This is a genomic window from Pseudomonas sp. GM49, from assembly GCF_000282355.1.
In the GTDB taxonomy this organism is placed as follows: domain Bacteria; phylum Pseudomonadota; class Gammaproteobacteria; order Pseudomonadales; family Pseudomonadaceae; genus Aquipseudomonas.
On the sequence record NZ_AKJL01000172.1, the window covers coordinates 1 to 24,648 of the forward strand.

The 24,648-nt window shown below is 60.8% G+C and carries 13 protein-coding genes, 2 pseudogenes and 2 riboswitches; of the genes and pseudogenes, 7 read left to right on the forward strand and 8 right to left on the reverse strand.

Annotation, left to right across the window (positions count from 1 at the left end; all coding sequences use genetic code 11):
- Nucleotides 1–170, forward strand: a pseudogene (locus PMI29_RS32010) (2,4-dienoyl-CoA reductase); the annotation flags it as partial.
- Nucleotides 171–306: 136 nt separating this feature from the next.
- Here PMI29_RS32010 and PMI29_RS13305 read toward each other — a convergent pair.
- The 4 genes from PMI29_RS13305 to cobW all read right to left on the reverse strand — a co-directional run bounded on the left by PMI29_RS13305 (nucleotide 307) and on the right by cobW (nucleotide 7,046).
- A complete protein-coding gene (locus tag PMI29_RS13305; RefSeq protein ID WP_007998814.1) occupies nucleotides 307–852 on the reverse strand; it encodes a vWA domain-containing protein in 546 nt (181 codons plus the stop codon).
- A 119-nt stretch (nucleotides 853–971) separates the two neighbouring features.
- Nucleotides 972–1,979: an ATP-binding protein gene (locus PMI29_RS13300; protein WP_007998816.1), complete on the reverse strand. Its 1,008-nt coding sequence runs from the start codon at nucleotides 1,977–1,979 to the stop codon at nucleotides 972–974.
- 150 nt (nucleotides 1,980–2,129) lie between these two features.
- Entirely contained in the window at nucleotides 2,130–5,972 is a 3,843-nt protein-coding gene (gene cobN / locus PMI29_RS13295; protein ID WP_007998819.1) for a cobaltochelatase subunit CobN, read from the reverse strand.
- A gap of 3 nt (nucleotides 5,973–5,975) precedes the next feature.
- Nucleotides 5,976–7,046, reverse strand: a complete 1,071-nt coding sequence (gene cobW / locus PMI29_RS13290; protein WP_007998821.1) for a cobalamin biosynthesis protein CobW — start codon at nucleotides 7,044–7,046, stop codon at nucleotides 5,976–5,978.
- Between the two features lie 103 nt (nucleotides 7,047–7,149).
- Nucleotides 7,150–7,362: riboswitch (cobalamin riboswitch) on the reverse strand.
- A gap of 205 nt (nucleotides 7,363–7,567) precedes the next feature.
- Nucleotides 7,568–7,793: riboswitch (cobalamin riboswitch) on the forward strand.
- A 122-nt stretch (nucleotides 7,794–7,915) separates the two neighbouring features.
- Here cobW and PMI29_RS13285 point away from each other — a divergent pair.
- The 4 genes from PMI29_RS13285 to cobM all read left to right on the forward strand — a co-directional run bounded on the left by PMI29_RS13285 (nucleotide 7,916) and on the right by cobM (nucleotide 10,068).
- Nucleotides 7,916–8,107 carry a CbtB domain-containing protein gene (locus PMI29_RS13285; RefSeq protein ID WP_007992699.1) on the forward strand — a complete coding sequence of 64 codons (192 nt, stop codon included), beginning with the start codon at nucleotides 7,916–7,918 and terminating at the stop codon, nucleotides 8,105–8,107.
- An 11-nt stretch (nucleotides 8,108–8,118) separates the two neighbouring features.
- Nucleotides 8,119–8,826 carry a CbtA family protein gene (locus PMI29_RS13280; protein WP_007998823.1) on the forward strand — a complete coding sequence of 236 codons (708 nt, stop codon included), beginning with the start codon at nucleotides 8,119–8,121 and terminating at the stop codon, nucleotides 8,824–8,826.
- The gene (locus PMI29_RS13275; protein ID WP_007998825.1) at nucleotides 8,823–9,236 is read left to right on the forward strand and encodes a cobalamin biosynthesis protein; all 414 of its coding nucleotides are present in this window, start codon (nucleotides 8,823–8,825) and stop codon (nucleotides 9,234–9,236) included. Before PMI29_RS13280 ends, PMI29_RS13275 begins: the two co-directional genes overlap by 4 nt.
- An 85-nt stretch (nucleotides 9,237–9,321) precedes the next feature.
- A complete protein-coding gene (gene cobM, locus PMI29_RS13270; protein ID WP_007998827.1) occupies nucleotides 9,322–10,068 on the forward strand; it encodes a precorrin-4 C(11)-methyltransferase in 747 nt (248 codons plus the stop codon).
- A 194-nt stretch (nucleotides 10,069–10,262) separates the two neighbouring features.
- On the opposite strand, the gene nfuA is transcribed toward cobM, so the two are convergent.
- Nucleotides 10,263–10,847: a Fe-S biogenesis protein NfuA gene (gene nfuA / locus PMI29_RS13265; protein ID WP_007912592.1), complete on the reverse strand. Its 585-nt coding sequence runs from the start codon at nucleotides 10,845–10,847 to the stop codon at nucleotides 10,263–10,265.
- Between the two features lie 200 nt (nucleotides 10,848–11,047).
- On the reverse strand, nucleotides 11,048–13,357 hold the full coding sequence (locus tag PMI29_RS13260) for a fatty acid cis/trans isomerase (RefSeq protein WP_007998829.1): 2,310 nt from the start codon (nucleotides 13,355–13,357) through the stop codon (nucleotides 11,048–11,050).
- 156 nt (nucleotides 13,358–13,513) lie between these two features.
- Between PMI29_RS13260 and metH the strand changes: the two genes are divergently transcribed.
- Entirely contained in the window at nucleotides 13,514–17,224 is a 3,711-nt protein-coding gene (gene metH / locus PMI29_RS13255) for a methionine synthase (protein ID WP_007998832.1), read from the forward strand.
- Between the two features lie 172 nt (nucleotides 17,225–17,396).
- On the opposite strand, the gene PMI29_RS13250 is transcribed toward metH, so the two are convergent.
- Nucleotides 17,397–24,065 carry an NEL-type E3 ubiquitin ligase domain-containing protein gene (locus PMI29_RS13250; RefSeq protein ID WP_007998834.1) on the reverse strand — a complete coding sequence of 2,223 codons (6,669 nt, stop codon included), beginning with the start codon at nucleotides 24,063–24,065 and terminating at the stop codon, nucleotides 17,397–17,399.
- Between the two features lie 167 nt (nucleotides 24,066–24,232).
- On the opposite strand from PMI29_RS13250, the gene PMI29_RS13245 reads away from it, so the two are divergent.
- Nucleotides 24,233–24,451, forward strand: coding sequence for a DUF2970 domain-containing protein (locus PMI29_RS13245; RefSeq protein WP_007998835.1), 219 nt, complete (start codon nucleotides 24,233–24,235; stop codon nucleotides 24,449–24,451).
- Between the two features lie 6 nt (nucleotides 24,452–24,457).
- On the opposite strand, the pseudogene PMI29_RS13240 reads toward PMI29_RS13245, so the two are convergent.
- A pseudogene (locus tag PMI29_RS13240) lies at nucleotides 24,458–24,648 on the reverse strand (LacI family transcriptional regulator); the annotation flags it as partial.

Here is a 24,648-nt window from a genome sequence, read left to right on the forward strand (position 1 = left end):
AAAAGCCTCTGGCGGCGCTGGCGAGCATGGCGGTGGTGAAGTTCCAGCTGCATCGCTTGAGCCGTGGGCGCAAAACCCGACCTGAGGTCTCAGCACTATGGGCGTTGATTGTCGACCGGTTGTACATTGGCAAGCGTACCCGTCAGTACCGGCAGGCGATGGGTAAGTAATCCGAAATTGATGTTGACTGACCCACCGCTATCGCGGGCAAGCCCGCTCCCACAGGATTAGCGTCATTTCAAAATCTGCGCATGACCTGTGGGAGCGGGCTTGCCCGCGATGGGGCCAGTACAGGCAAAACAAATCTCAGCCCGGAATCAGCTCGTCAATGTGCCGATACTCGGCCTGCAACTGCGACGCCAGCACCTTGCTACGCCCAAGCCGAATCGGCCCGCGCTCGATGTCGATCAGCACCCCCGGGCACTCCAGCGTCGGCAGCAGCGGCCAGTCCTTCAGCCGACCATCGGTCACCAACAACAACCGCTGCTGCTCTGCCGGAAAATGCTTTTGCCGTGCTGCAAGCCATTGCCCCGCTTCGCTCAAAGCCGCCAGCAGCGGCGTGCCGCCACCGGCGCCAAGGCCATCGAGCCAACGGCGCAACCCGGTTGAAGCCTTCAACCCCTGCACCTGCCACTTGGGTACAGAACCGCTGGCCGTGAGCAAGGCCAGTCGCGCACGCTGGCGATAGGCATCGTCGAACAATTGCGCCAGCAGGCCCTTGGCATCGCTCAATGCCTGATGACGGCGGGTCGACGCCGAGGCATCAACGATCACCAGCCACAGCTCATGGGGCGAACGCGTGCGTAGGTGAAACAACAGATCGTCGCGCTGACGCGGCCGGCCATTGAGCAATGTACCGGGCCAGTTGATCGAGCCATTGCGTGCGGCGTGACGCTTGCCCTGTTTGCCGTGGTCCAGCCGCCCGGCACGGGGTCTGGCATTCGCCCCCGCGTCGCAGCGAGGGCGAATGCCTAGGGCTTTTTTGGCCAGCTCGGCACTTCACGTCGTGCGCCGACCGCCAGCGCCTGGGCAGGTAATTCACCCCACTGGCCCTGCCCTTCACCCGGATTGTCGTTCTGCGGCGCGGTTTGTTGCGCAGTTTGGGATTGCGCAGGTGCCGGCGGCGAATGCTCGCGACGGCGATGACGCAAGGCGAACTCGGCGACTGCGTCGATATCGTCCTCGGCGATGGCGTTCGCCCCGCGCCAGGCGGCGTGCGCCCGGGCGGCACGCAGCCAGACCAGGTCGGCGCGCAAACCATCGACGCCGGCGGCAAAGCAGCGCTCTGTGATGCGTGCCAGCGCCTGGTCGTCGAGGGGAATGTTCGGCAATGCGTTGCGTGCGTTCTGGCAACGTTCACGCAAAGACGCCTGCGCGGATTCCCATTCGGCGCAGAAACCTTGCGGGTCGCTGTCGAAATCCAGGCGACGGCGGATGATCTGGCCTCGTTCGACAGGCGCGGTGTGGCCACCGAGGGCGACATTCAAGCCGAAACGGTCGAGCAATTGCGGACGCAGCTCACCCTCTTCCGGGTTCATGGTGCCAATCAGCACGAACTTCGCCGAGTGCCGATGGGAAATACCGTCGCGCTCGACCAGATTGGTGCCGCTGGCGGCCACATCGAGCAGCAGGTCAACGAGGTGATCGGGCAACAGATTGACCTCGTCGACGTAGAGCACGCCACCGTCAGCCTTGGCCAGTACGCCGGGGGAAAACTGAGCACGACCTTCGCCCAGCGCCGCGTCGAGATCGAGGGTGCCGACCAGGCGTTCTTCGGTGGCGCCCAGCGGCAAAGTGACGAACTGACCGCTGGCCAGCAGGTCTGCCAGCCCACGGGCCAGGGTCGACTTGGCCATGCCCCGCGGGCCTTCGATCAGTACACCGCCGATTTTCGGGTCGATGGCTGTCAGGTACAGAGCCAGCTTCAAATCGTCGGCGCCGACCACGGCGGAGAGCGGGAAATGCGGGGTGTCGGTCATTGTTCTATCTCGGTCATGGTCGGTGATCTCACAGGCGCCCCAATCCCTGTAGGAGCGAGCTTGCTCGCGATGGCGGACTGAAAGTCGAAATCGATGTCGACTGTGTTGACGCCTTCGCGGGCAAGCCCGCTCCCACAGGGTTTGCGGTGACTAGCTGTCTTCTTCTATATCCAGCAACAAATTCTCCAGTGCCTCGCGGTAGGCGCCGGGTTCCTTCCACATCCCGCGTTGTTGCGCCTCGAGCATGCGTTCAGTCATGTCGCGCAAGGCATGGGGATTGTGTTCACGGACAAAATCCCGGGTGTCCGGGTCGAGCAAATAGGCGTCGGCCAACAACGCGTACTGGTGATCGTCGATCAACTGCGTGGTGGCGTCGAAGGCGAACAGGTTATCGACTGTCGCGGCCATTTCAAACGCGCCTTTGTAGCCGTGACGTTTAACGCCTTCGAGCCACTTCGGATTGGCCGCCCGGGAGCGGATCACCCGGTTCAGCTCTTCCTTCAGGGTGCGAATCTTCGGCAGGTCCGGCTGACTGTGGTCGCCATGATAACTGGCTGCCGCCTCACCTTTCAGGCTTTCCACCGCCGCGAGCATGCCGCCCTGGAACTGGTAGTAATCGTTGGAATCGAGCAAATCGTGCTCGCGGTTATCCTGGTTTTGCAGCACCGCTTGCACCTGACTCAAACGCTGGGAGAACTGCTCACGGGCCGCGGTGCCTTCGTCAGAACCACCATAAGCGTAGCCGCCCCAGTTCAAATAAACGGCGGCCAAATCCTCGCGGCTCTGCCACAGGCGACCGTCGATGGCGCCCTGCACACCCGCGCCGTAGGCACCGGGTTTGGCACCGAAAATCCGCCAGCCCGCCTGGCGTCGCGCTGCGTCTTCATCAAGCCCCGCCTGCAACAAGGCTGCACGCTCGGCGCGCACCTTGGCCGCCAATGGATTGAGGTTGTCCGGCTCATCGAGGTCGGCCACCGCTTGTACTGCGGCGTCGAACAAACGGATCAAATTGGCAAAGGCATCGCGAAAGAATCCGGACACGCGCAAAGTCACGTCGACTCTCGGGCGGTCGAGCAAACTCAACGGCAGAATCTCGAAATCATCGACCCGCTGGCTGCCGGTCGCCCAAACCGGACGCACGCCCATCAACGCCATGGCCTGGGCGATGTCATCGCCGCCGGTGCGCATGGTCGCGGTGCCCCACACCGACAGACCGAGCTGGCGCAAATGGTCGCCGTGGTCCTGCAGGTGCCGCTCCAGAATCAGGTTGGCCGACTGGAAACCGATGCGCCACGCCGTGGTGGTCGGCAGGTTGCGCACGTCCACCGAATAAAAGTTGCGCCCGGTGGGCAGCACGTCCAGGCGCCCACGACTCGGCGCACCGCTGGGGCCGGCCGGGACGAAACGACCGCTCAGGGCATCGAGCAATCCGCGCATTTCCGCCGGACCGCAGGCGTCCAGACGCGGGGCGATGACCTCGCACAAGCCATCGATAATGGCCTGTACCTCAATCCAGTCCGCCTCCTGTAGGAGCGAGCTTGCTCGCGATGGAGTGTCAGTTGTCATCAATGTGGCTGACACACCATCGCGAGCAGGCTCGCTCCCACAGGGGTCAGCTAATGCCTGCGAGATCAGTTGTGTGGCGAACAGCTCGAGGCGTTCGCGGGTATCGCCGGTGGTGCGCCACAGTTCAGTGCTGATCGACAACAAGGCATTCGGTCGAGGCCCGCTCCACGGCTCGGCCAAGGCGCAATCGAGCGGATCGAACCCCAGCTCGAAAGCCTTGGCCAGTGCCCGCAACAGACTCGATTGCGCGCCCCGGCCATCACCCCTTGGTATGCGCAGCAGTGCCAGCAAGGTGTCGATGCGCAAGCGACCGGTGGGCGATTCGCCGAATACATGCAAACCATCGCGGATCTGCGACTCCTTCAAGTCGCACAGGTAAGTGTCGAGTCGCGGTAACCAGATCGCTGCGTCGGCATCACTGTCGAGTTGTTCGTCCAGTTGCAGTTCACGGTCGATGTGCGTGTCACGCACCAGTTGCAGGATGTCGCGCTGCAACTCACGGGCGCGGCGCGGATCGAGCAACTGCGCTTCGTAATACTCGTCGGCCAACAGTTCGAGATTGCGCAGCGGGCCGTAGGTTTCGGCGCGGGTCAGCGGTGGCATCAGGTGATCGATGATCACTGCCTGGGTGCGCCGCTTGGCTTGGGCCCCCTCGCCCGGGTCGTTGACGATGAACGGATAGATGTTCGGCAACGGCCCGAGCAGCACATCCGGCCAGCAGTTCTCCGACAGCCCCACACCCTTGCCCGGCAGCCATTCGAGGTTGCCGTGCTTGCCGACGTGGATCACGCCATGGGCGCCGTAGGTGTTGCGCAGCCAGAAGTAAAACGCCAGGTAGCCGTGTGGCGGTACCAGGTCCGGGTCGTGATACACCGCGCTCGGGTCGACCTGATAACCCCGCGCCGGCTGAATGCCAACGAAGGTCAGGCCAAAGCGCAGGCCGGCGATCATCATCCGTCCGCTGCGACACATCGGGTCGTTTTCTGGCGCGCCCCAACGTTCGAGCACTGCCGCGCGGTTGGTTTCGGGCAGTGCGTGGAACATCGCCAGATAATCATCCATCGCCAGGCTTTGCTGGCACGGACGCAGGTCGAGGGTATCGAGATCGTTGCTGACGCCGCCCAGCAACTGCTGGATCAGCGCGGTGCCGCTGTCCGGCAACTCCGCCGGCAACGGATAACCTTCGGCATGCAGCGCCCGCAGGATATTCAGCGCGGCGGCCGGGGTATCGAGCCCGACGCCATTGCCGATGCGGCCGTCGCGGGTCGGGTAATTGGCGAGAATCAACGCGATGCGTTTTTCAGCATTGGGCAACCGCGCCAGATCGACCCAACGCCGCGCCAGTTCAGCGACGAAGTCCATGCGTTCCGGTTGCGGCCGGTAGCACACCACATCCGACTGACTGCGCTCACTGCGCCACGCCATATCCTTGAAACTGATCGGGCGGCTGATGATCCGCCCGTCCAGTTCCGGCAAGGCAATGTGCATCGCCAGGTCGCGAGGGCCAAGCCCCTGTTCACTGGCGCGCCAACCGGGTTCATTGTCCTGGGCACAAATCGCCTGGATCACCGGAATATTGCGACGGAACGGCCGCAGGTGCGGTGCTTCGGGGCTGGACTGGGCGAAACCCGTGGTATTCAGAATCACCGAGACGCCGGCCTCGTCGAGCCAGTCCTCGACCACGCCAAGGCAGCCAGGTTCTTTCAGGCTCGCCAGCGCAATCGGCAACGGATTCAACCCCGCCGCCTGCAAACGCTGGCAAAAAACATCAATGAAAGCGGTGTTCGCCGCCTGTAAATGCGAGCGGTAAAACAGCACCGCCGCCACCGGTTGACCCACTTGCCAGTCGGCTTCCCAGTCGCTCAATGCGGCAGAATGTTTGTGCGGATGGTAAATCGCCGTGCGTGGCAGGGTTTGCGGCTCGCTCCAGCTGTAATCGCGCGCCAGCCAGCGATTGGCCAGGCAGTGGAAGAAATTCAGCGCATTCCCCATGCCGCCCTGGCGCAGAAACTGCCAGAGCCGATCGCGATCCTCGGCGCCGACCGTGCTCAGGTCGCTGAGCTCCGGATCCGGGCGATCATCGCCCGGCACCAGAATCACCTGCACGCCGCGCTGCGACAGTTCGACCAGACGCTCGATACCGTAACGCCAATAGGCGATGCCGCCGTGCAGCGAAATCAGGATCACCTTGGCGTGACGCAGAACCTCATCGACGTACAAGTCGACCGAGGCATGGTTCTGCACCTGCATCGGGTTGGCCAGGCGCACGCTCGGATAATCATCGGGCAACTGCTGCGCCGCTTCGGCGAGCAGCGCCAGGCTGGAATCGCCGCTGCACAGGACCACCAGTTCGGCAGGGGTTTGTCCAAGGTCGGCGATGTTGTCATCCGACACGAAACCGCCGGGCTGGGTCCTGAGCAGATGCATGGCTTACACGCTGAGCGCGGCGCGTAGTTGCGCTTCGAGAACAGTGGCGTCCAGTTCCTGGCCAATCAGCACCAGGCGGGTGATGCGCGCTTCTTCGGCACCCCACTGGCGGTCGAAGTGCTTGTCGAACCGCGTGCCCACGCCCTGGATCAGCAAGCGCATCGGTTTGTTCGGGATCGCCGCAAAACCCTTGACCCGCAAGATGCCGTGCTGGACCACCAGTTGGGTCAGCGCGTCCATCAGCAGACTTTCGTCGGCCTGGGGCAGTTCGATGGAGATCGAATCGAAGGCGTCGTGATCATGGTCATCATGATCGTCGTCGCCATCGTGATGATGGTCGTGGTGGCTGTGACGGCTGTCGATGTGTTCTTCGGAGCCGGCACCCAGGCCGATCAGCACGTCCAGCGGCAGGCGACCGCTGCTGGCCTCGATGATTTTGACCGCTGGCGGCAATTCTTCGGCGACTTCCAGGCGCACGCGGGCCAGGTCGGCCGGGTTGATCAGGTCGGATTTGTTGAGAATCACCAGGTCGGCGCTGGCCAATTGGTCGGCGAACAGTTCGTGCAATGGCGACTCGTGGTCCAGGTTCGGGTCGAGTTTGCGCTGAGCGTCAACCTGATCGGGGAATGCGGCGAACGTGCCGGCGGCGACGGCCGGGCTGTCGACCACGGTGATCACCGCATCCACCGTGCAGGCGCTGCGGATTTCCGGCCACTGGAAGGCTTGCACCAGCGGCTTTGGCAGGGCCAGGCCCGAAGTTTCGATCAGGATGTGATCGAGATCGCCGCGACGGGCCACCAGTTCGCGCATCACCGGGAAGAACTCTTCCTGGACGGTGCAGCACAGGCAGCCGTTGGCCAGCTCGTAGACACGGCCGTTGGCTTCTTCTTCGGTGCAGCCGATGGAGCACTGCTTGAGGATTTCGCCGTCGATGCCCAGCTCGCCGAATTCGTTGACGATCACCGCGATGCGGCGACCCTGGGCGTTGTCGAGCATGTGCCGCAGCAGCGTGGTTTTACCCGAGCCGAGAAAGCCTGTGACGATGGTGACGGGGAGTTTGGCCAGTGTTTTCATCGGATGCCCTTTGGCTAAGCTGGCGGGCATACGGGACGACGACCGGCAACGCGGACGCGTGTGCCTGAAGAGTTCGCCACCGGATCACCCCGCCCGGTTGAAATTGAGAATCTGTTTCGAGGCAGGTCTCCTGGCTGACGGTGTGCCGGCCTTGAGCCTGGCATTCGCTGCGCCTTCCCGCCGGCCCTATGGATAGAGCCTGCAGTGGCGTGGCAGCGAACATCACCGTTCACAGTTGCGGGGGCAGCCGCGGCATCGACCGCGTTCCCTTCTTAGCTTCGGCAAACGCCGAAGAACCTCGAGAGCGCAAGGCTACGCATGGTATTGGGGCGGGTCAATGTTCATGCTGAGTTCTCTAGAGCCTGAAATGACGCTATCGCGAGCAAGCTCGCTCCCACAGAGGATCGAGTTCTGTCAGGAGCATGCGGTCAAATGTGGGAGCGAGCTTGCTCGCGATTGGGTCGACCCCGTTCCGAATTGAGAACCCTTGCCAATTGACGCCCAACCCCCGCCCATGCTCTCCTACACACCTTGTTACGGGTGCCCTTCACAGGGTGAAACGGGAAACCGGTGAATCATGTGCTTTACTCTTAAGCCATGTCAGTCCGGTGCTGCCCCCGCAACGGTAAGCGAGTGAAGCATCAGATCCACTGTGCCACTACGGCATGGGAAGGTGATGCTTGCAGGATCAGGCCCAAGCCTTTGCCCCTCGTGAGCCCGGAGACCGGCCCGCAACACAAAGTGACCAGTACGATCACTGAACCAACAAACCCGCGGTGGGCGGGCGCTGTTCGAAACGCTGCGCGCCTGGTCGTGCAGGTTTTTGCATGCGCTCTTATTCCCCCACTGACAGACCAGAGGGAAACGCCATGTCGATCATCAGCAGCACCGGCCACATCACCACCAGCACCACTTCTACCCTGGCCCAACGTCTGACCGCCGCCGTCTGCGCGTCGATCCTGGGCGCTTGCCTTGTGTATTTCGCCGGTTTCTCGCACATCGAAGCGGTGCACAATGCCGCCCACGATACCCGTCACAGCTCCGCGTTCCCGTGCCATTGAGAGCTGCCGACATGATCAAGCGTATTGCGCAAACCGCAGGTTTCACCGGGCTGCTGGCCGCCCTGTTGCTGACCCTGCTGCAAAGTTTCTGGGTCGCTCCGTTGATTTTGCAGGCCGAGACTTACGAAAAAGCCGAACCGGCCGCTGTTGAAGTTCACCAGCACGCCGATGGCACCATGGCTGCCCACACCCACGATGCGCAAGCCTGGGAGCCGGAAGACGGCTGGCAGCGCGTGCTGTCGACCACTGGTGGCAATCTGGTGGTGGCCGTCGGTTTCGCTCTGATGCTGGCCGGCCTGTACACCTTGCGTGCACCGACCAAAACCTCTCAGGGTCTGCTCTGGGGCCTGGCCGGTTATGCGACCTTCGTGCTCGCGCCGACGCTCGGCCTGCCACCTGAATTGCCCGGCACTGCCGCAGCCGACCTGGCACAACGGCAACTTTGGTGGATCGGCACCGCCGCCTCCACCGCTGCAGGTATCTCTCTGATCGTGTTCAGCCGTCACTGGCTGATGAAAGTCCTCGGTGCGGCGATCATCGCCGTTCCCCATGTGATTGGCGCACCGCAACCGGAAGTGCACTCGATGCTCGCTCCGCAAGCACTGGAAGCCCAGTTCAAAATCGCTTCGCAGCTGACCAACGTGGCGTTCTGGCTGGCCTTGGGCCTGATCAGCGCCTGGTTGTTCCGCCGCAAAAGCGATGGTCAATACCACGCATGACGGATGCCAGCACAGCGCCGACCCTGGTGGTCGGCCTGGGCTGCCAGCGGGGCTGCCCCGTGAGCACGTTGCTGGCGCTGCTCGATCAGGCGTTGGAGGCGCACCAGATTGCTCGTCATGAAATCAAGGCGCTGGCCAGCATCGATTTGAAGCGCGACGAACCTGCGCTGATCGAACTGGCTCAGCAGCTTGGCCTTGAATTGAAGTATTTCAGCAGCGAACAACTGGCCGTCTATGAGCCGCAACTCAGTCATCAATCGCAAATAGCGTTTGAACGCACCGGTTGCTATGGCGTGGCGGAAAGCGCCGCACTGGCCTTGGCTGAACAACTGGCCCAGGGCCCGGCAAAACTGCTGATTCCACGACAAAAATATGCCCAGGCAACCCTGGCATTGGCCGGCGCGGCATAAAAACCCCGATAATCCCCGCCATTGATCATGAACATTCTTCATCTGAAGCCCTGTTCAGCACCTTTTTTCCCCACAGGAACCGACGATGACCGTCTACTTCATTGGCGCAGGTCCCGGCGACCCCGAACTGATTACCGTCAAGGGCCAGCGGCTGATTCGCAGCTGCCCGGTGATCATTTATGCCGGCTCTCTGGTGCCTGCCGCCGTACTGGAAGGTCATTGTGCCGGGCAGGTGGTCAACAGCGCCGAACTGCACCTGGAACAAATCATCGACCTGATCAAGACCGCCCACGCCAAAGGTCAGGATGTGGCCCGGGTGCACTCTGGCGATCCGAGCCTGTACGGCGCCATTGGCGAGCAGATTCGCTATCTGCGTGAGCTGGGCATTCCGTTCGAGATCGTGCCCGGCGTCACCGCAACGGCGGCCTGCGCGGCTCTTTTGGGCGCCGAACTGACCCTGCCGGACATCTCACAGAGTGTGATCCTGACCCGCTACGCCGATAAAACCGCCATGCCACCCGGAGAGGAATTCTCCAGCCTGGCGCAGCACGGCGCGACCATGGCGATTCACTTGGGGGTCAATCACCTGGCGAAGATCGTTGAGGAGCTTGTGCCGCATTACGGCGTCGATTGCCCGATTGCAGTGGTTCACCGCGCGAGCTGGCCGGATCAGGATTGGGTGGTGGGAACGCTTGAGGATATTGCCGGGAAGGTTGAAGCCAAGGGCTTTCGCCGTACGGCGTTGATTCTGGTGGGTCGGGTGCTGGGCAGTGATCACTTCAGCGAGTCGTCGCTGTATCGCGCAGGGCATGCGCATCTCTACAGGCCCTGATTCACCACCAACCCTGTGGCGAGGGGGCTTGCCCCCGTTCGGCGGCGTAGCCGTCGCAAAATCTGTGCGCCCGTTTTAAAAGCCGGGGCCGCTTCGCAGCCCAACGGGGGCAAGCCCCCTCGCCACAGGTTTCCAATGCCCCATAAAAAAACGGCGCTCACGGGGCGCCGTTTTTTCATCTTGCAGCGAACACCTTAGTAGTAGGCGTTTTCTTTCTGCGTGTGGTCGGTCACGTCACGAACGCCCTTGAGCTCTGGAATACGCTCGAGCAAGGTGCGCTCGATGCCTTCCTTCAGCGTCACGTCGGCCTGACCGCAGCCCTGGCAACCACCGCCGAACTGCAGGACGGCGATGCCGTCTTCGACCACGTCGATCAGGCTGACCTGGCCGCCGTGACTGGCCAGCCCCGGGTTGATCTCGGTTTGCAGGTAATAATTGATGCGCTCGTTGACCGGGCTGTCGGCGTTGACCATCGGTACTTTGGCGTTTGGCGCCTTGATGGTCAGCTGGCCGCCCATGCGGTCGGTGGCATAGTCGACAACTGCATCGTCCAGGAAGGCTTCGCTGAAATGGTCGATGTACGCAGTGAAGCTTTTGAGCCCCAGCGCGGTGTCTTCGGGTTTTTCTTCGCCCGGCTTGCAGTAGGCAATGCAGGTTTCGGCGTACTGGGTGCCAGGCTGGGTGATGAAGACGCGGATGCCGATGCCCGGGGTGTTCTGCTTGGAGAGCAGATCAGCCAGGTAATCGTGGGCGGCGTCAGTGATGGTAATAGCGGTCATGGAAACTCCTCGCAGGCTTGGGCGCAGTTTACGCCAATCAACGCGCCGGACAAAGTCCTAGTATTTTTGTCGGGAAAGAATTGTGGGAGCGGGCTTGCTCCGGGCGGCGTTCCGACGAAGGCGTCGTGTCAGGCGAATCAAATGCGACTGACACTCCGCTTTCGCGAGCAAGCCCGCTCCCACAGGGGGTCTGCGGTGGTTCAGAGGTTCTCGTAGCGGTTCATGTCCAGTACGCCCTCTTCCACCGGATCGGTTTCGTGGATGTAGCGGCTCAGATCATGGAAATAAGGCCAGAATTGCGGGTGACTGCGGCGTATCCCCCAATGTTCGACGATTTTTTCGAAACTGTCGGCATCCTTGGCGTTCTCCATTGCATCCACAAACGCCGGCACTTGCCCGGCCGGAATATTGAACATGAAGTTCGGATAGCTGCTGAGCACACCCGGGAAAATCGTCAGGGTGTCGAGCCCCGGCTGATAGCGCAGCGATTCGCCGAGCAGGAATGCGACGTTGCTGTGGGCACGGTTGCGCAGCAGGCTGTAGACCTCACGCTTGCCACTGCTGGTTTCGATTCGCAGCAGGGTCGCTTCCGGCAGTTGATCAATCACTTTCAACCCGGCAGCCGGACGCGAAGTCAGGCGGCTCAGCGCCTGCTCGGCACTTTGCAGGTCCGGATCAATGTTCGGCCGCGAGCAGTAGGCGCCGTCGCAACGATTGATCGGATCGGGCCTGGCATTGAGGTCACCATAACGGGCCAGCAATTGCTGGGCGAAGTCGCGCTTGGGATCCTGCGGGTTCAGCTTCAGTGCAGTCGGCGTGTCGTTGTCGATGGACTCGTAGTCCAGCCACATCTTGAATTTGCCACTGTTCTGATACCAGTCGTCGAGGTAGCCATCCCGGGAATCGGCGGGCATCAGGCGCAGGAAGTTCTGTTCGGCACCGTTGCGGATCAAGTCGAAATACAGGCGCGTCTGGGCCTGGTGAGACACGTTGCCAAACACGTCGAAGTTCACTGCCAGTTGATAGTAGGTGCGCTCCAGCAGCGGATAGTCGAACAGCCACATCGTCTGCGGCACTTCGCCGATCAGGCCCTTGGTCACAGAAGCACTGTCGAAATGGCGGAAGATACTCAGCAACGCATTGTCATTGCCCGCCCACAGGGTCGACCAGCTCGGCGCAGGCTGGTCGGCGTAGCTGTCCCGGCGCAAGGCTTCGTATTCATTACGCTTGTCGCGGTAGTCGTGCCACAGGCTGAGGACGCTGCCGACGTCATCGTTCTGCCCTGGCATTGCCAGCAACGGCGTGGCCTGCCCGCGATAGTTCGGATCGGTGACATAGAGGTCGTGCTCGGGCGCCTGGAACAGTGCCCAGAAATTATCGCGGATCACGTCCGTGGCGATCTGGCCACGACACACCGGCCCACGGATAAACGTGCGCACAAAGTACTCGGCGTTATCGAGCATGAACTGATAGCGCGCCTGGGCCGGAATCGCTTCGAAGGTGGCAAACGGGTTGGCCCGGCTCTGCGGCCCATAGCCCGGCAATGCGCTGACCTGCCAGTTGCCGCTGTAGAACAGCGACTTGACCCGCGCCAGCTTCGCCGTACTCAGCGGATAGGTGATGTGGGTCTTGTGCACGATCACGCCCTGCACCGGCCACAAGCGATAGTAAAACTGCGTGCCCGGATCATCGTTGGGGCGACGGGTGTTGATCAGGTCGATCGGCTGACCGGTCGGCGTGCGCGAACGCACCCACTGGAAGAAATGCCCGGGCTCGCCATCCTTGAAGTAGAGATGGGCGAGGAACCAGTGCTCGTACAACCAGCGCCCCACCAGGCTTTCCCGGGCGCCCGGCGAATTGAGCAGGTTTTCCCACTGGACCACTTGTCGGGCTTCTGTTGCGCTGGGGGCCAGGCCCTGCTGGTCGATAGGCGCCCCTGCCGCCAGCCAGCGTTGCAGCGTCTGGTACTGCTGCTCGGTCAGGCCGGTCACCGCCAGCGGCATGCCTTCCTTCGGGTGCGAAGCGGCGTAGCCGTCAAACTCCGCGGGCGTGGAGCACATGTTTTCCCGGTTCAGGCCCAGGACGATGTCCTCCGGCAGCCTGGCGTTGGGCTGCAACGGGGTTTTGTGGCCAAGTTCAAGCATCCGTGCCATCAATGCGGCCTGGCTGCCCTGGGCATCGAGCACGGAATAGAAGCCCTTTTGCTGCCAGGCCTGTTTGCCGGAGGCGTCATAGAACAGTCGGGTCGGCGCAACCGCCTGACGGCGGTCACCGTCGTAGACCGGTACTTTGGTTGCGCCCCGTGCCGCGCCCTCGCCGCTGCCCAGGTTGAGCTGACAGGCGGCGTCGTTGCAGGCGTGGCAGGCCACGCACTTTTCAGTGAAGATCGGTTGAATGTCGCGACTGTAGGAAATAGAAGGTGAAATGGCAGAGGAAATCGCCGGACTTTGCGCCACTGCGCCCCAGCTTGAAAACAGCAGCAATGTGCCGATGACGAAGCGATACGACATGTCCCTGGTCCTGAATCCTGAAAAAACGCCGCGATTCTACCGGTCTGTCATCCTTACCAACATGAACGATATTCATGCAAAATCGAGTCATGCTCTAAAAGCGCACAGGTTTGCTATCATCCCGGCCCTTCGTCATGGTCTTACCGAGTAGTCCAAATGTCCGATCGCAGCGTTCGCCTTCAAGCTCTCAAGCACGCCCTCAAAGAGCGCATCCTGATTCTCGATGGCGGTATGGGCACGATGATCCAGAGTTACAAGCTCGAAGAGCAGGATTACCGTGGCAAACGCTTCGCTGACTGGCCGAGCGATGTCAAAGGCAACAACGACTTGCTGGTACTGACTCGCCCGGACGTGATTGGCGGCATCGAGAAAGCCTACCTCGACGCCGGCGCCGACATTCTGGAAACCAACACCTTCAATGCCACCCAGATCTCCCTGGCTGACTATGGCATGCAAGGCTTGGCGTATGAGTTAAACGTAGAAGGCGCACGCCTGGCGCGCAAGGTTGCCGACGCCAAGACCCTGGAAACCCCGGACAAGCCACGCTTCGTTGCCGGCGTGCTCGGTCCTACAAGTCGCACCTGCTCGTTGTCCCCGGACGTGAACAACCCCGGCTATCGCAATGTGACCTTCGATGAACTGGTGGAAAACTACACCGAATCCACCAAAGGCCTGATCGAAGGCGGCGCCGACCTGATCCTGATCGAAACCATTTTCGACACCCTGAACGCCAAGGCCGCGATCTTCGCCGTCCAAGGCGTGTTCGAGGAACTGGGCATCGAACTGCCGATCATGATTTCCGGCACCATCACTGACGCCTCGGGCCGCACCCTGTCGGGTCAGACCACCGAAGCCTTCTGGAACTCCGTGGCCCACGCCAAGCCGATCTCGGTCGGCCTGAACTGCGCACTGGGCGCCCGCGAATTGCGCCCGTACCTCGAAGAGCTGTCGAACAAGGCAGGCACCCACGTTTCCGCGCACCCGAACGCCGGCCTGCCAAACGAGTTCGGCGAGTACGACGAGCTGCCATCGGAAACCGCCAAGGTCATCGAAGAATTCGCTCAAAGCGGCTTCCTCAACATCGTCGGCGGCTGCTGCGGCACCACGCCGGGCCACATCGAAGCCATCGCCAAGGCAGTGGCCGGTTATGCGCCGCGGGAGATCCCGGACATCCCCAAGGCTTGCCGCCTCTCGGGCCTGGAACCCTTCACCATTGATCGCAGTTCGCTGTTCGTCAACGTCGGCGAGCGGACCAACATCACCGGTTCCGCCAAGTTCGCCCGGCTGATCCGCGAGGACAACTACACCGAAGCCCTGGAAGTCGCCCTGCAGCAGGTCGAGGCCGGCGCCCAGGTGATCGACATCAACATGGACGAAGGGATGCTCGATTCGAAGAAGGCCATGGTGACCTTCCTCAATCTGATTGCCGGCGAACCGGACATCTCCCGCGTACCGATCATGATCGACTCCTCCAAGTGGGAAGTGATCGAAGCCGGCCTGAAATGCATCCAGGGCAAGGGCATCGTCAACTCGATCAGCATGAAAGAAGGCGTCGAGCAGTTCATTCATCATGCCAAGCTGTGCAAGCGCTATGGCGCCGCGGTGGTGGTGATGGCCTTCGACGAAGCCGGCCAGGCCGACACCGAAGCACGCAAGAAAGAAATCTGCAAACGCTCCTACGACATTCTGGTCAACGAAGTGGACTTCCCGCCGGAAGACATCATCTTCGACCCGAACATCTTCGCCGTCGCCACCGGTATCGAAGAGCACAACAACTACGCCGTCGACTTCATCAACGCTTGTGCCTACATCCGTGACGAACTGCCCTATGCGCTGACCTCCGGTGGCGTGTCCAACGTATCGTTCTCGTTCCGCGGCAACAACCCGGTGCGTGAGGCGATCCACTCGGTGTTCCTGCTGTACGCGATCCGTGCCGGGCTGACCATGGGTATCGTCAACGCCGGCCAACTGGAGATCTACGACCAGATCCCGGTGGAACTGCGCGACGCCGTGGAAGACGTGATCCTCAACCGCACGCCGGAAGGCACCGACGCCCTCCTCGCCATCGCCGACAAGTACAAGGGCGACGGCAGCGTCAAGGAAGCCGAGACCGAAGAGTGGCGCAACTGGGACGTCAACAAACGTCTGGAACACGCGCTGGTCAAGGGCATCACTACGCACATCGTTGAAGACACCGAAGAATCGCGCCTGTCCTTCAACCGCCCGATCGAGGTGATCGAAGGCCCGTTGATGGCCGGTATGAACATCGTCGGCGACCTGTTCGGCGCCGGCAAAATGTTCCTGCCGCAAGTGGTGAAATCCGCCCGAGTGATGAAACAGGCCGTGGCCCACCTGATCCCGTTCATCGAACTGGAAAAAGGCGACAAGCCGCAAGCCAAGGGCAAGATCCTGATGGCCACGGTCAAGGGCGACGTGCACGACATCGGCAAGAACATCGTTGGCGTCGTGCTCGGTTGCAACGGCTACGACATCGTCGACCTCGGCGTGATGGTACCGGCGGAGAAAATCCTGCAGGTGGCCAAGGAACAGAAGTGCGACATCATCGGCCTGTCCGGCCTGATCACCCCGTCGCTGGATGAGATGGTCCACGTCGCCCGCGAAATGCAGCGCCAGGACTTCCACCTGCCGCTGATGATCGGTGGCGCGACCACCTCCAAGGCACACACGGCAGTGAAGATCGAGCCGAAGTACAGCAACGATGCGGTGATCTACGTCACCGATGCCTCCCGCGCCGTGGGCGTGGCGACGCAGTTGCTGTCCAAGGAACTCAAGGCCGGTTTCGTCGAGAAAACCCGCCAGGATTACATCGAGGTTCGCGAGCGCACGTCCAACCGCAGCGCCCGCACCGAACGCCTGAGCTATGGCGCAGCCATCGCCAAGAAACCGCAATTCGACTGGGCGACCTACACGCCGGTCAAACCGACTTTCACCGGGACGCGGGTACTGGACAACATCGACCTCGACGTTCTGGCCGAGTACATCGACTGGACCCCGTTCTTCATATCCTGGGACCTGGCCGGCAAGTTCCCGCGCATCCTCCAGGACGAAGTGGTCGGTGAAGCCGCTACCTCGCTGTACAACGATGCAAGGGAAATGCTGCGCAAATTGATCGACGAGAAGCTGATCAGCGCCCGCGCGGTGTTCGGTTTCTGGCCGGCCAACCAGGTGCATGACGACGACATCGAACTCTATGGCGATGACGGCAAGCCAATGGCCAAGCTGCATCACTTGCGCCAGCAGATCATCAAGACCGACGGCAAGCCAAACTTCTCCCTGGCCGACTTCGTCGCGCCGAAAGACAGTGAAGTGACCGACTACGTGGGTGGTTTCATCACCACCGCGGGGATTGGTGCCGAAGAGGTGGCCAAGGCCTACCAGGATGCTGGCGACGACTACAACTCGATCATGGTCAAGGCCCTGGCCGACCGCTTGGCCGAGGCCTGCGCCGAGTGGCTGCACCAACAGGTGCGTAAAGACTACTGGGGTTATGCCAAGGATGAAGCGCTGGATAACGAGGCATTGATCAAGGAGCAGTACAGCGGTATCCGTCCGGCACCGGGTTACCCGGCCTGCCCGGATCACACCGAGAAAGCCCAACTGTTCGCCCTGCTCGATCCCGAAGCCCAGGAAATGCGCGCAGGCCGCAGCGGCGTGTTCCTCACCGAGCACTACGCGATGTTCCCGGCAGCAGCAGTCAGCGGCTGGTACTTCGCTCACCCGCAGGCGCAATACTTCGCCGTGGGCAAGATCGACAAGGACCAGGTACAGAGCTACACCTCGCGCAAAGGCCAGGAGTTGAGCGTGACCGAGCGCTGGCTGGCGCCGAACCTGGGTTACGACAACTAAGCAGCCTTGCCAACCACATTGTGGTTGGCAAGACCCACTGTAGGAGCGAGCTTGCTCCGGGCGGCGTTCCGACGATGGACTCAAGAGCGCTGCGTTTAGTCAGTAAACACACGGCATCGTTAACGACCATCGCGAGCAAGCTCGCTCCTACAATAGTTAGCCAGCGGCTGATTCAGCTGTTCCTGGCCGATGTCCCTGGCAGCGGTTCTTCACCTGCCAGCTCCGAGACCTCCTTGCGGGACAACTCGATCATCTTCGCGTTGCGCGCCGCCGCCAACTCGAAAAGCTGATTCATGAATGCGGCATCGTCGGCGTTATCGACACCGTTATCTTCCCCTCCCTGACTCTCCATTTCATCGAGTGCCCGAAAGTCTTCAGGGTATTTCTCCTTGAGATAACTCACCCAGTAGTCACGCTGGATCAAGTCTTCGAAAAACCCGTCGGAGCGCTCTGCATTGACGATCTCCACGCGCGCCTGCGCCAGTTGTTGCCGGGTGACACCCGAGGCATACGTCATGTGTTTAGGCTGTCCTGGCAGGATCAGGCCGTCATCCCAGCCCTCCGTCAGGCCAATTCGATAGCCCAGGCGCACTTCGGCCTCATCCTCACCGGTGTGAGCCGCGGCTTTGGTCGCCAGATCATCGATCTTGTCCAGTCGAAACAACTGCCTGGACAGTTTCAGCAATGCTTCGCCCTTCACACTCAAGCGTCCAGGCGGAATTTCGAGTAAGGCATTGTGGGTGAACACTTTGCTTTCCAGCCCGCTGAACGTGAGGATTCGACCGTCGACACAGGTACCATGGGTCGTCGAGCTGGCGAACAGAACCTCCCGAAGTTCGCTATTGCTGGCCGCGGCTTCCATCACTGTCCAGACCCGTCGCGTCAAATCGGCATTGGCCACCCGAAACTCCCGGGTGTCCTGCAATCGCGAGAGCAAATGAAAGAACGCAGCATTGTCCGGTTCGGTCGCTAGCTGATTCCAGATTTCGCTTTTACCGGCCAGTTCCTCCGGGGCCGCATTGGCTAACCAAGGGGCTTTTTGAGCGGAATCAGGCTCAACGTCAGGGAGTTCTTCATCCGGCTCGATGCTGTCACTGTCGCCTTCGTCGTGAGCATCATCAAGTAACTCATCGAGTTCAGGGCGCGAGAGCCCCAGCACGGTGTCGCGTGCCCCGCTGTCACGGTAATCCCTCAAGCGCTCAAGACTCTCAAGCGCCAGGTTGTTGTCGCTCAGATCGATGCCGGTCATCAGGACGTTGTGATTGCCATCCAGAGCCTGCGCTGGAACCGATGTGATGTCGTTACCGCTCAGGTTCAGGACCCTCAGGTGGGCGGCATCCAGCACTCCGTCCGGCCATTGCGTCAGATTGTTATTGCGCAGATCGAGCGTCACCAGTTCCTCGAAAACGTCGATATCGAAGGCATCCAGTTCGTTGTAGCCCAGATCAAGCCACTTCAGACGCTCCAGATTACTCAATGAGGCGGACACATGTTCGGCATCGTCCAGCCGGTTCGAAGACAGCTCCAGTCGCTCGAGCGTATCCATGTGCTGGACCGGCTCGGGAATTGCCTCCAGCCCATTGCCATTGAGCTCAAGGGTTTTCAACTGTGTAAAGGCATTGAGGAATCCATCGGAACCTTGCCGGGTCAGTTTTACGCTTGTCAGGTTCAATGTGCCGACATGCTCGAACGTTGCCGGCAGCTCCGGCAAATCGCCCAGTTGCAGGCCATTGAGATTCAACACGGTATCTGCAACACCCTGCGCACCGATCAGCCCCTCCCGCCAGCACTCCAGGATACGCAGGGCACCCAGTCTGCGAGTGCTGGACGACGTCATCCAGCCCGCGCCGTGCACTCCGCGGGTAAACAGCCAGCCATTCAACTGGCGTGTAAGCGCGTCAAGGGTCTGCTCCCATCCGGCAAGGCGCTCGCCGATTTGCACGTCGGTTGCCCCGCGCTGGCGCATCTGTTCCAGCGCTTGCGAGGCTTGCTCCTCGGCCAGTGTCGGTTTCAACCGTTGCAAGCGCCTTGTCAGGATCCCGGGCCCTTCTCCCGTCGGAACTTCTGGTAGCGTTAGCAAATGCCGTGCAATCGAAAAGCCACTCTCGGACGGCGGGAAGGCAAGTGGCACCGGCTCCAGGGCAAACAGTTCCAGGACACCTTCTGGCAGCCCCTTGGCCACTTCAATTCTCTGCCAGACCGCTTTCAGCATTGCGACAGCTTGAGGAGTCAAGGGCGCACCGACGAGATTGGTTTTGAGCAATACCTCACTGTCCAGCACCGCCACCGGCAATTCGGAGACTTTGCTGTCGCGCAAATCCAGCCAGGTCATGTCGGGCAGATCCTGGGCACCTGCCGGCCACTCCTGCAGCTCCGTCGAGCGCAGATTCAAAGCCTTGAGGTGAGACATTGCACTGACGTCCAGGGTGTTGAGGGGGTTGTTGCTCAGGTCCAGATATTCGAGCATCCGCAACCCATCGAGACCTTGCTGAACCCCTGAGTCGACAACAATCCCGTTACTGGAAAGATCCAGCTGAGTCAATTTACCGAGATCGTTGGGGCCGATAGGGATTTCGGTCAAGCCGCAATCACGCAAGTCGAGTGTTTGCAGCTCAGTAAACCTGCTGATGAAATCGCGAATCTGTGCTGCAGGCGCTTTGCTCCCCCTCAAGTACAGCGTTTGCACTTCCGGGAAAGCGCCGGCCGGGAGCTCGGGAAAGTCACTCAGCGCCAGATTCGGCAAATCGAGCACCGAGGCGTCGGCTGTAGCGCCGTAGCGTTTGAAAACGCCGTTACGCCAACTGGTTCTCAGGGAGTGGGCCACGATTGTCCGGCCCTCCACCTCATTGATCGCCAATTGCAAGGGCCGGGCGCGATGGGACCAGTCGTTGAGGTTCCGGTTAAGCACATGGTATTGCTCACTCAAGGCCTCGACGGCCCGGAACCTGGCCTCGGCGTCCTGCCATTGCTCGACAAACCGGGTGAACAAGGCTTCGTGATTCTCGTTTATGCCCTCTCCAAGACGTCTCAACTCCCCCTTGCTGTAATCCCTGACCATTTCCTCAAGATCAACAAGGTGCGGGGATTGCCTTTTGGCGTACTCCCAGGCGGGCCTGAAGTTTTCACGAAGGAAGTTCGACCAGTCCAGCGACAGTCCGGACCAAAGTTTTTCATGTCCATTGAAAATGCCGTCAGGCAAGGTTCTGATTCCTGTCCCCTTCAGGTTCAATCGCTCAAGGCGCGGCAGCTCAAGAACCCCGCGTGGCCACTCGAACAACGCAGGGGCAAGTACCTCCAGCCGACGCAGATTGCGCAATTGGCTGACATCCAGATCGAACGACGCGAATCCCGAACAGTAAATGTTAAGCTCCTCAAGCCTAGTCATTGCGCTCAGCCTCGACGGCATATCGACCGCGTAGGGAGCGGCTGAATACAGACTCAGATCCGTGAGTTCCGGCATCGTACTCAACACCTGCGGGACGTTACTGAACGCGCTCCCCGTGGCATTGATCCGCAATCTCTTGAGCCTGGGGAAATTCGCCAACAGCGCATCGGCATTGGCATCCGTGATACACCGGCCCCGGACGTACAGATCACGCACGTGCGAGAAATCCGCCGACAACGAAGGAAGCGCTTCATCACAGGTCAGGTCCAGCAACGTGAAGCGCGAGTGCTCTGCGGCCAGCGGCGAGTTGCGCCAGCTTTGCTTGAGGCTCTGCGCGACCGAGGTCTTGCCGCCCAGCAAGTGCTCCAACGCAGAACTCGATGTCGGCTCGCCAACCCAATGATCGAGCGTCGACTCAAGCGTCTGCCATTCCCGCAGGCGTGCCTGCAACAAACCGTAAATCTGCGCATCGGTTTTTCCCGCACGCAGCTGCGCCAGGACAAATCCGTTGGCCTGCTGTTCGGTCAGCGCCGGATAGACATCCCGAACCCGGGCCGCCAGCGAAGGATTGATCCCTTGCCCGCGCCCGCTGGCGTAATAGCCCACCAATCGTTCGTTTACCCGAACCGGAGGCTTGAACTTCGCATGCTTGCCAGTGCGATTTTCCAGGCGTTGTGTCAGTTCGGCACGATGCGCGGTGGCATAGTCGATGATTGCCCTGCGCAACTGGCTGCCCTGAGCCACATGCGGAACACCCAGCGCCTGGCGCGCAGCGTCGGGCAAGGCGTGCATGATCGACGGGTAAAAATTATCTTCATTTAGAGGAATGCCGTTGAGCGCCTCACCGCGCTCATCGAACGCCTGGTAAGCCGGTCCTTTCTTGACCACATATTTGCGCGTGTCGGCCGTCTGGCTGCCAATGCCATCGATCAGCGGCCCTTCAATGTGACCGTCGCGGACTTCCAGGCGCACGCTGTCGGGCCAGCCCGGCAGTTTTTCCAGGGAATGCAGTGCGAGCCACCGGCTGTCCGTCGAAACCATATGCTCCTGATGCAGCCCGGCAAAAGCGCGATTGACGCGCCCTTGCTGTGCATACCAACGGCCCTCTTCCAGCATATTCAAGGGTATCCGCCGCGTCGTTTGCCACCGCTCCAGCTCCTCGGCATTGGCATCGAGCAACACCCTGTTGGCAGCGGACTCACTCAGCCCCGGGCAAGCTCGCCGCAGCATCGCCACCATTCCCTTGCCCGCCTCGGTGTTCCCCAGGACAGCCTCGGACGCCGGCAACAACTCAGCCAGCCCGGGAGGCGGAGGCAGATGATCGAGGTGCATCTTGCGCAGGGCATTGTCACTGGTACCGCTGGCATCGGCGATGGTGAGCAGTTGTTCGTCAGTCAGGGCCTCGGTCGCATGGCCCATGCGCCGCAACAGGGTCAGGCGATCCCACTCCAAAGGACGTTCCAGCGTATGGCGCCAGGCACCGTGGCCGTTATGTTCGAGAATCGGCTGCCAGGCCCCGGCATCGGTCGGATGCTTGATCCGCCATTTTTTCAGCGATGAATCAAAGGTGGTCTCATACACCTTGCCCGCCTGGCGGATGTACGTCTTGCCGTTTGCACGATACTGTCCGAGGGCATTGGGGGCGGTGACACCCCCCAGTTCAATGTCGCACTCATAGGCCTTCAGGTCGGGTTTCCACAGCCGTGTCGTTCCATCCGGGCGCTTGATGGCGTCCAGGCTTTCGACCACAGGCTGGGGTGGAACCGGCGCCATCTTGCCCAGCACCTTGCCGGCCCCGCCCATCGCCGCGATCAGCGCCAGGTTTTCCGCCACGTCGATCAGGTGCGACTTGGCAGCAACGCGATCACCCTCACTCCATTCGATTACCCCTTCGAACGACTCGTACAGCAATTGCCCGGCCATCACCGTCAGCATGATCTCGCCCAGCACCGGCACGAACATTGACACCATGTTCAAGCCCAGCAGGCCGATTTCCAGCAGATGATTGAGCTTCTCCGCGCGAGCCTTCGCATCGACTTCAGCGGTCGGGACGGCATGGCTGCGCGCGTCGGCGATGACCTTGGCGCGGTTTTGCTCGTAGAGATAAGCCCACAGATCGGTGTTGGCAGCCCAGATACCGGCAACGCCGTTACGTGTCGCACCGTATGGGTCGAGGTAAGGATCGTCGACCGGTTCGCGCTTGCCCTGGGTTTCAGGAGGCAGTTCTTTGATACCCACGAAGGAGGAAACCGGCGGAATGTACCGGGCAACCTTGACCCAGATGGAGTGCAACGGATCGTTCGGTGAGTCCGCCGCCTTGCGAGTGAACTGGCTGAAGTAGTAAGGGCGGTCGGCGTAAGCCACGAATTGACTGAAAAAACGCTGGTACGCAGTCGGCCTGCCATCGCTTGCGGACCGCGAGTTGCCAGCCGTGAACTGACGCTTGAATTCGTCACGCAACTGCGTCGAGGTGTAGCGTTTGAGCGGATGCTCGGGATCATGGGGAATGTAGACGATGAAATCACTGGTGTAGCGATACTGCTCGCTGATGCTGAACACCACACAGCCGGTCATCCGGCGCTTCATCAACACAAGGTCGCGGAACCAGACCTGTTTGTCGCCCAGCCGTGGATGGATTTCCCCGCCAATGACCGAAAGGATCATCGAGTAGTCTTGCGGTTCGATATCCTTTTTCAACAACGCCAGGTCGGCTGCCGCCTTCATTGCGGTTTTCTGACTGTCGATGAATTGCTCGCGCAGGCTGGTTTGCGCCTGCCTGTCGTCAGGCTGGAAAAATCCGTTCACGAAGGTTTGATACTGCGCTCCGATATCCAGCGTTCGGCACAGTGACAAGAACTGCCTGACCGTCATGCCCAGCGCAACATCCTGGAACGTACCAGGGATCGGTGTTTCGACGACGAACCCTGAACCACGGTGGAAGGCCCCTTCCTCACACTCCGAGGCCTCGAAGTTGTGCAATGCCGCCTGGAGCAAAGAAAGCTTCAACACCTCGAAAGACGAGACTTCGATTTCGAAAATGCCAACTTCCAGGGGACGTCGCAGGCACACCCAGGTCTTGTTGACGTCGACGTCGATCGAGAAGCTGTCCTTGAGTGCCTTGGCCAATATCGGCCCGGCGAATGTTTCGACGTCATGCAGCGCGGACATTGCCTGGTCCAGCCGGGTCTGCGAGATAAAACTGGTATTGAAACTTGCCCTCAGTGCCTGCTGTTGCGCGCGGGATGCGTGCACGTACCAATCAGGCAGACGTGTCCCGGTATCTTTGATCGCGGTGCGCCTGGCGGACGTCGCGTTGATCAACCAATCGGGGGTCATGCGTTCAAGCGATTCACTGTGCATGCTGCTGTTCCCGGGCAGCATCGGCTTCAACACTGAACCTTCAATAGGCGATGGCACCTTCGCCGTCGCGGGCGAAGTGTGGGATGAAATGCTCATACTGTCTCTCCTGGTAAATGGAGCGACAGGACACCACCTCTGGCCTGAACACCTGCGGTACATAGTTACCGCAAGTTCGAAAAGGCCAAACAAACCGTTTCGGGCAGTCACGGCACGAAGCCGCAGATTGGCTATGCTGTGGGGACCAACTTTCAGGCGAGGGATTTATGGACGATCCGGCCGACAACAAGCCGCCGACGTTCTGGCAAATGCTGCACAGCGTCATGGCGGCGGCGTTCGGGGTGCAGAGCGGGAAGAACCGGGCCCGTGATTTCATTCATGGCAAGCCGAGTCATTTCGTGATTCTGGGGATTCTGTTCACGGTGGTGTTTGCATTGACACTGTTCGGCATCGTCAAACTGGTGCTGTTTCTGGCCGGGGTTTGATGCGACTCAGTGCATCAGGGTTTGCAGGGTGAACGGGTAGCGCCAGGATGCGGGACGCCCCTTGGCCGAGAATTTGTGAAAGTCCACGCCGAAATCCTGCGCGGCGCCCATCGCCAGCAGTCGCCTGGCCTGTGTCCGATCGATCAGTTGCAACAACGGAACCTGTCGGTCACGGCCGCCGTACTGGCTGATGTCCA